We start from the raw sequence: 11,220 nt of genomic DNA, 5'->3' as shown, positions 1-11,220 counted from the left end.
TGGAGCGCCGGTCAGACGATTGATCGAGGTGGATGATCCGGAGGTGGCCGGGTGAGGCCGTCGGCGATGGCATCATCGAGCAGCTGGAGCCGCTCGAGCGCGAGCGGATCGAGAATTGCCGTCACGACCGCCGGCGCAGACTGCAACACCTTCAACATGCAGATCGCGAGGAGAGGGCAGTCCTGGCATTGCTTGCCGTCCTGCTGATCGGGACAGCACGGCATGTCGGCCGACACGTCGTGCGCGCCGGACATCTGCATGTCGCCGGCCATCGGATGTCCCGCGGCCGCCGGCGTCACCAGCGGCGCAACCATCAGCCCCGCGGTCACGAGGACCGCGAGCACGAGCCTGAGGATGCGACGAGCAATCATGACGCGACACTCTCACACGGGAACCACATTGGAAAGTCCGGTGCTTCACGAGTGTGCGAGCAGGGCGTGGGGGTGGTTAACTGTCTCGCACGATCGCGGAGTACGATGTTACTGCGCGCGGTGCCTCGCTGGACGGGCGTGCCAAGACACGGAAAGGCCCCAGCCCGGGGCTGACCGGCTGAGGCCTTTTGTGCTCACAATCTTCATCCTTGGGACTTGAACTCTCAACGCGCTCCGCGCCGGATCGTTCCGCAGCACCCGGAATTATTTTGCGCCCGCATCAGGGCAATCGCACAAGAGGTCGTCATGCCCGGGCTTGTCCCGGGCATCCACGTTCTTGGTGCCGCGTCGCTAGGCGTGGATAGCCGGGACAAGCCCGGCCATGACGTCGTGGAGGCTTTAGCGCTCGAACTCTCGGGGAGTAAGCCGCACGCCTACGCCTTCTCCTCCCAGATCATGGCGAGATGAACGATCGTCTGCACCGCCTTTTCCATGTCCTGGCGGCTGACCCATTCCAGGCGCGAGTGGAACGCGTGCTCGCCGGCGAAGATGTTGGGGCAGGGCAGGCCCATGAAGGACAGGCGCGAGCCGTCGGTGCCGCCGCGGATCGCGGTGCGCATCGGCCGCAGGCCGGCGCGGCGGATCGCCTCGATGGCGTATTCGAGGATGTGCGGGTGACGGTCGATCACCTGCTTCATGTTGCGGTACTGCTCGCGCACCTCGAACGTGTAGGTCGAGCGCGGATAGTCCTTCATCACGTCCTTGACGACGGTATCGAGCAGGACCTCCTTCTCCTTCAGCCCTTCCTCGGTGAAGTCGCGGACGATGAAGGAGAGCGTCGCCTGCTCCAGCGCGCCATCGATGCTGATCGGATGCAGAAAGCCCTGCTTGCCTGACGTCGTCTCCGGCGAGCAGCCTTCCTTCGGCAGCCGCTCGATGATGGCGGCTGCGATCTTGATCGCGTGCTCCATCTTGCCCTTGGCGTAGCCCGGATGGGCGCTGACACCGTTGATGGTGATGGTGGCGCCGTCGGCCGAGAAGGTCTCGTCCTCGACGCAGCCCGCGCTCTCGCCGTCCATGGTGTAGCCGAAATCGGCCCCGAGCTTCTTGATGTCGACATTGTCGACGCCGCGGCCGATCTCCTCGTCGGGCGTGAACAGGATCTTGATGGTGCCGTGCTTCACATCGGGATTGTTGATGAAGAAATACGCGGCATCCATGATCTCGGCGACGCCGGCCTTGTTGTCGGCGCCGAGCAGCGTGGTGCCGTCGGTGGTGACGATGTCGTTGCCGATCTGGTTCTTCAGCGCCGGGTGCTCGGCGAAGCGGATCACCTGGCTGGTGTCGCCCGGCAGCGCGATGTCGCCGCCGCGATAGTTCTTCACGACCTGCGGCTTGACGTCCTTGCCGGTGACGTCGGGCGAGGTGTCCATGTGCGAGCAGAAGCAGATTACAGGCACCTTCTTGTCGGTGTTGGCCGGGATCGTCGCGTAGACATAGCCGTAGTCGTCGAGATGCGCGTCGGCGATGCCGATGGCCTTCAGCTCGGTGACGAGCACGCGGCCGAGATCCTTCTGCTTCTCGGTCGAGGGCGAGCTGGGGGATTCCGGATCGGACTGGGTGTCGATGGTGACGTAGCGCAGGAAGCGCTCGGTCACGGTATGCGTGAAGGTGAGGGAGGACATTTCTGGTCAAACCGCCGAGGTCAGGGGGAGCAGGCGGTATACCAGAAAAGGAGGCCGCGTTGCGGCCGGAACGGCGTCGAACGAGCTCAATGAAACGTCAGTGCTAGATCGCCTCTTTAAGTTCCTTGACCGGACGGAAGGCGACCTTCTTGCTGGCCTTGATGTGGATGGGCTCGCCGGTGGCGGGATTGCGGCCGGTGCGGGCGGCGCGCTTGCGGACCTGAAGGATGCCCAGCCCCACGATCCGGACGCGGTCGCCCTTCTTCAGGTGCTTGGTGATCAGGTCGACCATGTCGGTGAGGACCGCCTCGGCGTGCTTCTTCGACAGGTCCTGGCTCTCCGCGATGTCGGCGGCAAGGTGCTTGAGGGTGATGGTGGTGGGAGCGGCTGCCTTTTTCGCCGAATCCTTCTTTGCCATGTCGGGCCTCCTCGATTGTCCAATGACAGGGAAGCCCCGGAAAAGCCGGAAAAGCGTGGGGATCCCTCCAAGTCCCGGAAGGGGTAGACGATTCGGGCGCAGGCTGACTATGCCGCGAGTTCCCGATTGCCGCCGGCAATCGCCGACAGAGCCGCGAAAGGCGTCGAGAAATTCAGGCTAAGGCTATGAAGGGATTGCCAAAATGGCGCGAGAGACGGGGCTCGAACCCGCGACCTCCGGCGTGACAGGCCGGCGCTCTAACCAACTGAGCTACTCCCGCGTGGTTCGCTGAAAGCGCGCGGAACGAGGGGGGACTTAAAGGCGGGGCTGGGTGAAGTCAAGGACGTTGCGCTTGGCCCGCGCGTCTCGGCTAAGCATTGCTCTGGAAAACGAAAAAGGCCGCCTGGCGGCGGCCTCTGGTCAGCCCGGAACAGGGCAATTTAGCGAATCTCGGACGTGCCCGCGCTGGTCACGACCACCGGCTTGCCGGCCTTGATGACGTGGGTCGACTGGGCGGTCTGGCTGTAATCGGCATTGGTGCGGGCCGCGATCCCGAAACCGGCCACCGCGATGCCGGCCACCAGCGCCACCACCACGATCTTCAGGTGGGTCGCACGATCAGCAGAGTGAATGGAGTGGTTCATCTGAGCCTCCCGACGGGCTTTGCCGCCGTCTATGGCTCTTCTTTTAGGGACCGTCTGTTTCCGGATGGTTTCGCGGGTTCCGCAAAATGGTTTCATGAATACGCCCGGTTGGTTTCGCCGGGCTTATGGCCGGACCGGGCCTCAGGCGGCCGCCCGGACGATATCGGCCCGGATCGAGCGCGCCGCCCAGATGAACAGCAGGGCGCCCAGAATGGTCGTGACCGCCGCCGAGAGCAGGGAATAGCGCACGGCGTCGGCGCCATAGCTGCCCTTCAAGGCGTCGTTGACCATGCCGACGGCGAGCGGGCCGACGCCCTGGCCGAAGCAGGTGGCGGTGAGCGCAATCAGCGCCGAAGCCAGCGCCCGCATGCTCGGCTTTGCCACCGTCTGCGCGATCGCAAAGATCGGCCCGAGATGGAAGCCCACCAGGAACGAGGTCAGCGCCAGCATGGCGACCATCATCTTGAAGTCCTGTGTCAGCATGCACAGCGCGAACACCGGGCCGGCGAGGCCTGAGGTGATCGCGGGCGCCCACAGCTTCCAGCGGTCGTCGCGGCGGCTGATCTGCGCCACCACGAAGCCGCCGAGCAGGGTGCCGGCCATGCCGGCGAGCCCCTTGAAGGTGCCGGCATAGGTCCCGATCTCGGCGCTCGACAGGTGGTGCACGCGGGCGAGGAACGGCGGGATCCAGGCCGCGGTCGCGTAGTTCGTGTAGGTGGTCAGGCAGAAGCCGATCAGCACGATGATGAAGCTCTGCTGCGAGGCCAGGAAGCGCAGCGTCGGCCCGAGCGGTTCGGGCACGAAACTCTCCTGCATCGCGCCGCGCTTCGGCTCGGAGATCGTCAGCCACAGGACCAATGCGAGCAGGATGCCGGGCAGGCCCGCGACATAGAACGCCATCCGCCAGCCATAGTGCTGGTTGACGTAGCCGCCGACGAAATAGCCGAGGAAGACGCCGAGATAGGTGCCGATGGCGTAGATGCCGAGCGCGCGCGGACGCTCGTTCTTGGCAAAGAGATCGGCGACGATCGACTGCGAGGCGGGGGAGCCCGCGGATTCGCCGATGCCGACGCCGATGCGCGCCAGCGCCAGCGAGGTCACGCTCGAGGCCGCGCCGCACAGCGCCGTCATCGCGCTCCAGAACGCGAAGGCGGCGGCGACGATGTTGCGCCGGTTGAGCCGGTCGGCGACGCGCGCGATGGGGATGCCGAGCAGGGAGTAGAACAGCGCGAAGCCGAAGCCCGCGAGCAGGCCCATCATGGTGTCGCTGAGCGCAAACTCCTTCTTGATCGGCTCGATCAGGACGTTGAAGATCGTGCGGTCGAGGAAGTTCAGCGCGTAGATGATGGTGAGCAGGCCCAGCACATAGTAGCGCCGCGCCGAGGGCTTTGCCGCGGCAGCCGTTTGCACCGACATCTGTGACGTCACATCGACCATCGCTTCCCCCAATTTGTCTTTGTTGTCGTTGTCGGTCCAGCCCTGGTTGGAGCTGGCAGCTTTACGCGTCGCGGATGTAGTTCCCCGCTTCGAATTCGACCGGCGGCGCGCTCGCGTCGAACGAGACGCCGATCGGATCGCCGCCCGCGGCGAGCGCGTCGAGCTGGTCGCTCAGCATGCGCCGGATCAACAGGATGCCGCGGTCGCTCTGGCCGAAATGCTCCTCGGAGTGGACGGTCACGGGGCCTTGGCCGACCTGGGCTTCGTAATCGCCCGGAAATTGCTGATGCTCTTGCTCCGTCATGTCCCACCAGAACTTGCCGTTGAACTTCGAGCGCATGCGGCCGATGTCGCCGGTGTTCTTGACGCGGCCGGCGACGTAGATGCGGAAGGACGTATCGTCGATCGGCAGCGTCCAGCCGATCGACTCGACGCGGGCGAACTGCGCGACGCGCGGATTGGGCACGACGCGCAAGGTGGGGAGGGCGGCCTCGGTGACGCGGTAAAACACCTTGCCGTCGTCCTGCTTGCGGATCGAGCGCACGGCGATCCCGCGCGGCGTCCTGTCGAACTTCACCTCCGGCATCGAGGCCATCATGTCAGTGAATTGCGGCCCCGAGAACGAGCCGTGCAGCACCGGCACGTGATAGGGATCGACCACGTTCTCGAAATGCTGCAGCCAGTTGCAGGGAATGACGGCCGGCCCGCCGCCGCCGATCGAGGAATCGTCCGCCTCGACGAACTCGCCGTCGTCCATGTTTTCGAGGCATTCGTAAGCCGGCAGCACCGGGCGTTTCTCGGCCGGGCCCATATAGGCGAAGATCAGCCCGTAGCGCTCCTCGACCGGGTACCAGGGCTGGCGCACCTTGTCCTTGAAGGGACCGCCGCCGGGCTCGCAGGGCTGCTCCAGGCAATGGCCTTCGGTGTCGAACTTCCAACCGTGATAGCAGCAGCGGATGCCGTCCTCCTCGACCTTGCCATAGTAAAGCGTGGTGCCGCGGTGGCAGCAGCGCGCGTGTAGCAGGCCGGCGCGGCCGTGCTTGTCGCGGAACAGCACCAGATCCTCGCCCAGTGCGCGCACCTTCTTCGGGGTGTCGGTGGCGTCACTGATGAGCCCGACCGGGTGCCAGTAGCGGCGGAGCAGTTCGCCCATCGGCGTGCCGCGCACGACCGAGGTGAGCTCGGTGCGCGTCTGCGCGGACTTCATCGCATAGGCCGTGCCGAGATCGCGATCACGCTGGGTGACGGTCATGCTGATCCTCCCGCTGTGGGCCGTGTTGGCCGGGCCTTTTTGTGCCTTGCCTCAGTGAAAAATAATTCGATGACAATGTCAACGATCTTCCAAATGCCTCTTAGTCGCATTTCGACGAGGGCTGGGGAGGTTGCGCTACCAGCACTTGGCATGTCCGGGCTTTCTTGGCAGAGGTGGACCATGAGCCAGACATCGAGCAGGGATGGGCACGCGTCGCCCGATGCGGGTGACAGCGAGCCGGCGCCGATCACCGCGATGCTGTCGTCGCGGCTGATGGTGCTGGCCAACCTGCTCAGGCGCGGTGCCATCCTGCGCTACAAGCGGATTGCCGGATTGTCCTCGGTCGAGTTCGGTCTCGTCGCCTCGCTCGGCCGGCGGCCGCCGATGAGCGTGGCGCGGCTGGCTGAAGCCGTCGGTCAGGACAAGGGACAGATCAGCCGCGCGCTCGCCGAGCTCGTGTCGCGCAAGCTGATCGCGAAGTCGGCAAATCCGAAGGATAGCCGCGAAGTGCTGGTCGCGCTGACCGCAACGGGCCTTGCCGCGCATGATGCGATCGTCGAAGGCGCGCAGGAGCGCAACCGGCGCCTGCTGGAACAATTGAGCGAAGCCGAGTTCGACACGCTGCTGCGGCAGATCGATCAGCTCAGTGCGATTGCCGCCGAGATGCTCGAGGCCGAAAAGAATTCGCGCTGATGTCTCCGCAATCCCCGGAAATGTTGGATCGCTTCTAAGAAGATTTCTAAGAAGCTTTCAATTAGGGAAATTGCACGCCCTCACATAAGCGTCACCTTCAAGCGCATGCCGTGCCGGGACATCACGGCATGACGCATCGAACATGCAGCTTTGGGGTGGTGCGTTGAACAGACTTGGAATGCTGCGGTCGGCCGTGTTGGCGACCGCATCCGCTTGGATCTTGATGCCGCAGGCATCGCTCGCACAATCGTCCACGCAGAGCGGCGCGCAGAACCTGCCGTCGGTGACCGTCACGGCGCCGGAAGCGCGCCGCCGCGCGCCCACTGCCGCCGTGCGCACCGCGCCGCGGCGCGTCGTGCAGACCGCCAGTCGCAACAAGCCGCTGCCCCAGCGCAACGCCGGCTTCGTCGAGACGCCGCGCGGGCCGGTGAATGGCTACGTTGCCGGCCGCAGCTCGTCGGGCACCAAGACCAACACGCCGATCATGGAGACGCCGCAATCGGTGTCCGTGATCGGCGCGGAGCAGATCCGCGACCAGAAGCCGAACAAGCTCGACGAGGTGCTGCGCTACACCGCCGGCGTGCGGGCAGGGACCTTCGGCGCGGACACGCGCAACGACTGGTGGCTGATCCGTGGCTTCAAGTCCGACGATGTCGGGCTGTTCCTCGACGGCATGCAGCTGTTCTACACCTCCTATGCGAGCTGGAAGCTCCAGCCGCCCAACATGGAGCGCGTCGAGGTGCTGCGCGGCCCGTCGGCGGTGCTCTATGGCGGATCGAGCCCGAGCGGCATCGTCAACGTCATCAGCAAGCTGCCGCCGGCCGAGCCGATCCGCTACATCGAAACCGGCGTCAACAATTTCGGCAATGCCTATGTCGGCTTCGACGTCGGCGGTCCCGTCGCGACCCAGCCTGAGAACGGCAAACTGTTCTACCGCGTCGTCGGCCAGGTCCAGAATGGCAACACGCAGGTCAATTTCACGCCCGACAACAACTACTTCATCGCGCCGTCCTTCACCTGGAAGCCGGATGCAGACACCACGTTCACGGTGCTGGCCTCCGCCTCGCGGCAGGAAACCCGCGGCATCAACTTCCTGCCCTATGTCGGCACCGTCACCAACGCCTCGTTCGGCAAGATTCCGACCAGCTTCTTTGCCGGTGATCCCAGCGTCGACAAGTTCACGCGCGAGCAGGAGATGCTCGGCTACCAGTTCGAGCGCAATCTCACCGACGATGTGACGTTCCGGCAGAATGCGCGCTTTGCCCATGTCGACGTGACCTATCGCGGCTACGTTGGCAACGGCTATGGCAATCAGGCAACCGCCACGCTCAACCGCTACAATTGGTACGCGAAGAACACCGCCAACCAAGCCGATCTCGACAACCAGCTCGAATATCGCTTCGACACCGGCCCGGTGAAGCACACGATGTTGTTCGGCGTCGATCTGAAGGGCTATCAGATCGATGATTATCAGCTCTTCGGGGGCGGCGTTCCCTCGATCAATGTCTTCAATCCCGCCTACGGATTGAGCGACATTCCGTTTGCGGGCGATCCGTTCCGAAATTTCCGGATCACGCAGAAGCAGGCCGGGACCTATCTGCAGGACCAGATGAAGTTCGGTAACTTCACGCTGGTGCTGAGCGGCCGCAATGACTGGGTCGAGACCACCCAGGACAATCGCTTTACGGGCGCCACGGTCGCGAGCCGCGACGACAGCAAGTTCAGCGGGCGCGCCGGGCTGATCTACAATTTCGACAACGGCATTGCGCCCTACATCTCCTATGCGACGAGCTACAATCCCGTCGTCGGCCTGAACGGCAGCAACCAGCTGCTGCTTCCGGAGACCGGCAAGCAGGCTGAAATCGGCGTCAAGGTGGCACCCAGGGGATTTGACGGCTATTTCACCGCCTCGGTGTTCGACCTGAAGCGCCAGAACGCGCTGACGACCGATCCGTCGAATTCGTTGCTGCAGAACCAGACCGGCGAGGTGACCTCGCGCGGCATCGAGCTCGAAGCGGTGGCCAACGCCACCAGGGAACTGAAGCTGATCGGCGCTTTCACCGCCTACCATCTCTTCACCAGCAAGGACCTCGATCAGTCGCTGGTCGGCAAGACCCCGACCAACACGCCCGAGATGCTGGTGTCGGGCTGGGCGGACTACACCTTTAGGGACGGACCGCTCGAGGGCTTCGGCTTCGGCGGCGGCGTGCGCTATGTCGGCTCCTCCTGGGCCGACACCGCCAACACGCTCGAAGTTCCCGCGGTCGTGCTCGGCGACCTCGCGCTCCATTACGAATGGCAGAACTGGCGCACGGCGCTCAACGTCATCAACCTGACCGACAAGATCTATGTCGCGAGCTGCGCCTCGGCGACGTCATGCTTCTACGGCGACCGCCGGCGCATCACCGCCAGCGTCTCCTACAAATGGTGAGGCAGATGATGGGGAGAGGCGAGGACAGGTCATCGCGAAGCTGTGCCCGTCAGGCTTTTCGACCAGCCTGATCTCCACCGTCTTCCCGCTCCGCCGACGGCACCACCGCTGATCTTCCCATCGGGAGATCGATGAGCTCCCGGGCTATGCCCCCCGGCCCGGAGCTCATGCGAGCGTGGCGCGTGCGACGCCCCGGCACGTCGCTGTCGCCGCGCTCGCGGTCGATCCGGGGCGGGTGTCGCACCGATGCATTCGCCAGACGGGCCCCGGTCCCGTCGCGATGCATGGCTCGTCTGACCATCCGCGCCTGTGGATACGTGTCCTTGCCGCACCTGTCCTGCTCGGCGCTGCGGCCGGCCAGTATGTCGCTTGGGTGACGGTAAGGGCCTCCGCGACGGTCATGGCCTGGGTCTGGGTGCGCTGCCGCACGAAAACCCGAGCAATTTGACCGGATGCCATGCGGGCAAGCGCCGGCTTGGTCTGTGCACCGCAATCTCGGAACGGCCGCTGCACAATACTGCGGTCACCCTTGCTGGGCTTGGCGATCTGCTCCATACCAGCCGCGGGGTGATTCCGGGATTTCCACCGTTCTGGGGCGGCAAAGGGCCTAAAAAGAGCGTGTCTTGCGCCCATTGGTGCACTGCGCTAAGGCTCAGAATAATTCCAAATCGGGACGAATCCGCGGCTCCCCCGACGTCGCGGGAAAAAGGGCTCGCCAATGAGCGGCATTCTACAGAACTATCTTCCACTCGTCGTCTTCATAGGGGTAGCGGGCCTCATCGGCCTCGTGCTGCTGATCGCGCCGTTCATCGTGGCGTTCCAGCAGCCGGACCCGGAAAAGCTGTCGGCATATGAGTGCGGCTTCAACGCCTTCGACGACGCCCGCATGAAGTTCGACGTCCGCTTCTATCTGGTCGCCATTCTCTTCATCATCTTCGACCTCGAAGTGGCGTTCCTGTTTCCCTGGGCGGTGGCGTTCGGCAAGCTTGGCGCGACCGGCTTCTGGTCCATGGTGGTGTTCCTCGCCGTGCTGACGGTCGGGTTCGCCTACGAATGGAAGAAAGGCGCACTCGAATGGGATTGAACCCTGCAACGTCCACAGGTCCGGTGATCGCGCCGGCCCCCAAGGGCATCCTGGATCCGTCGACCGGCCGGCCGGTCGGCGCCAATGATCCGTTCTTCCTCGAGGTCAACTCCGAGCTGTCGGATAAGGGCTTCTTCACGGCCGCGACCGACGACCTCATCACCTGGGCGCGCACCGGCTCCTTGATGTGGATGACCTTCGGTCTCGCCTGCTGCGCGGTCGAGATGATGCAGGTGTCGATGCCGCGCTACGACGTCGAGCGCTTCGGCTTCGCGCCGCGTGCCTCGCCGCGCCAGTCCGACGTGATGATCGTCGCGGGCACCCTGACCAACAAGATGGCGCCCGCGCTGCGCAAGGTCTACGACCAGATGCCCGAGCCGCGCTACGTCATCTCGATGGGCTCCTGCGCCAATGGCGGCGGCTACTATCACTATTCCTACTCGGTCGTGCGCGGCTGCGACCGCATCGTGCCGATCGACATCTACGTGCCGGGCTGCCCGCCCACGGCGGAAGCGCTGCTCTACGGCGTGCTGCTGCTGCAGAAGAAGATCCGGCGCACCGGCACCATCGAACGCTAAGGTTTTACGTCATGGACGATGGCAAGCTCGACGCCCTTGGGCAAACGATCGTTAGCGCGCTTCCGGGCGCGGCCCTCGATCATTCCGTGGCCTTCAACCAGCTCACGGTTGATGTCGAGGCCGCCAGGATCGTCGAGGTGGTCAAGTACCTCCGCGATGATCCGAACTGCCGCTTCGTCAACTTCACCGACATCACGGCGGTGGACTATCCGGATCGCGAGAAGCGCTTCGACGTGATCTATCACTTCCTGTCCCCGACCCTGAACGCGCGGATCCGGCTCAGGGCCCAGGCCGACGAAACCACCCAGGTGCCGTCGCTGATCGATGTGTTCCCCGGCGCCGACTGGTTCGAGCGCGAGGCCTACGACCTCTACGGCGTGTTCTTCGTCGGCCATCCCGACATGCGCCGCATCCTCACCGATTACGGTTTCGAGGGTCATCCGCTGCGCAAGGATTTCCCGACCACCGGCTTCGTCGAGGTCCGCTACGACGACCAGGAGAAGCGGGTGGTGTACGAGCCCGTCCGGCTCAACCAGGAATTCCGCAAGTTCGACTTTTTGTCTCCGTGGGAAGGCGCCGACTATCCGGTTCTTCCGGGCGATGAAAAAGCAGGGCCGAAGGTCTGAT

The 11,220-nt window shown here is 64.3% G+C and carries 11 protein-coding genes and 1 tRNA gene; 5 read left to right on the top strand and 7 right to left on the bottom strand.

The window, feature by feature from the left end:
• Positions 1 to 11: 11 nt before the first annotated feature.
• The 7 genes from AC1RUR_RS21190 to AC1RUR_RS21160 all read right to left on the bottom strand — a co-directional run bounded on the left by AC1RUR_RS21190 (position 12) and on the right by AC1RUR_RS21160 (position 5,807).
• Positions 12 to 371, bottom strand: a complete 360-nt coding sequence (locus AC1RUR_RS21190) for a hypothetical protein (RefSeq protein WP_492847475.1) — start codon at positions 369 to 371, stop codon at positions 12 to 14.
• A gap of 434 nt (positions 372 to 805) precedes the next feature.
• Positions 806 to 2,056, bottom strand: coding sequence for a peptidase T (pepT, locus tag AC1RUR_RS21185; RefSeq protein WP_492847473.1), 1,251 nt, complete (start codon positions 2,054 to 2,056; stop codon positions 806 to 808).
• A 103-nt stretch (positions 2,057 to 2,159) separates the two neighbouring features.
• Positions 2,160 to 2,474 (bottom strand): HU family DNA-binding protein, encoded by a 315-nt coding sequence (locus AC1RUR_RS21180; RefSeq protein ID WP_492847471.1) that lies wholly within the window; start codon positions 2,472 to 2,474, stop codon positions 2,160 to 2,162.
• Positions 2,475 to 2,677: 203 nt separating this feature from the next.
• Positions 2,678 to 2,754 (bottom strand) — tRNA-Asp (locus AC1RUR_RS21175).
• Between the two features lie 160 nt (positions 2,755 to 2,914).
• Positions 2,915 to 3,118, bottom strand: coding sequence for a hypothetical protein (locus tag AC1RUR_RS21170; protein ID WP_015685754.1), 204 nt, complete (start codon positions 3,116 to 3,118; stop codon positions 2,915 to 2,917).
• A gap of 141 nt (positions 3,119 to 3,259) precedes the next feature.
• Positions 3,260 to 4,555, bottom strand: a complete 1,296-nt coding sequence (locus AC1RUR_RS21165) for a spinster family MFS transporter (protein ID WP_492847469.1) — start codon at positions 4,553 to 4,555, stop codon at positions 3,260 to 3,262.
• A 61-nt stretch (positions 4,556 to 4,616) separates the two neighbouring features.
• A complete protein-coding gene (locus tag AC1RUR_RS21160) occupies positions 4,617 to 5,807 on the bottom strand; it encodes a Rieske 2Fe-2S domain-containing protein (RefSeq protein ID WP_492847467.1) in 1,191 nt (396 codons plus the stop codon).
• Between the two features lie 180 nt (positions 5,808 to 5,987).
• On the opposite strand from AC1RUR_RS21160, the gene AC1RUR_RS21155 reads away from it, so the two are divergent.
• The 5 genes from AC1RUR_RS21155 (at position 5,988) to AC1RUR_RS21135 (ending at position 11,219) form a co-directional block, all read left to right on the top strand.
• The gene (locus tag AC1RUR_RS21155; RefSeq protein ID WP_492847465.1) at positions 5,988 to 6,500 is read left to right on the top strand and encodes a MarR family winged helix-turn-helix transcriptional regulator; all 513 of its coding nucleotides are present in this window, start codon (positions 5,988 to 5,990) and stop codon (positions 6,498 to 6,500) included.
• Between the two features lie 178 nt (positions 6,501 to 6,678).
• Positions 6,679 to 8,931 (top strand): TonB-dependent siderophore receptor, encoded by a 2,253-nt coding sequence (locus AC1RUR_RS21150; RefSeq protein WP_492847463.1) that lies wholly within the window; start codon positions 6,679 to 6,681, stop codon positions 8,929 to 8,931.
• A 718-nt stretch (positions 8,932 to 9,649) separates the two neighbouring features.
• Positions 9,650 to 10,015 (top strand): NADH-quinone oxidoreductase subunit A, encoded by a 366-nt coding sequence (locus AC1RUR_RS21145; RefSeq protein WP_008136158.1) that lies wholly within the window; start codon positions 9,650 to 9,652, stop codon positions 10,013 to 10,015.
• A complete protein-coding gene (locus AC1RUR_RS21140) occupies positions 10,006 to 10,593 on the top strand; it encodes a NuoB/complex I 20 kDa subunit family protein (RefSeq protein ID WP_492847461.1) in 588 nt (195 codons plus the stop codon). The genes AC1RUR_RS21145 and AC1RUR_RS21140 overlap by 10 nt, the downstream gene beginning before the upstream one ends.
• An 11-nt stretch (positions 10,594 to 10,604) precedes the next feature.
• Positions 10,605 to 11,219, top strand: coding sequence for an NADH-quinone oxidoreductase subunit C (locus AC1RUR_RS21135; RefSeq protein WP_492847459.1), 615 nt, complete (start codon positions 10,605 to 10,607; stop codon positions 11,217 to 11,219).
• Position 11,220 lies beyond the last annotated feature (1 nt).

Source organism: Bradyrhizobium sp. GW821-FHT12B03, from assembly GCF_058807535.1.
The sequence above is the reverse complement of the archived record's forward strand: the minus strand, read 5'-3'. Positions and strand labels throughout refer to the sequence as shown.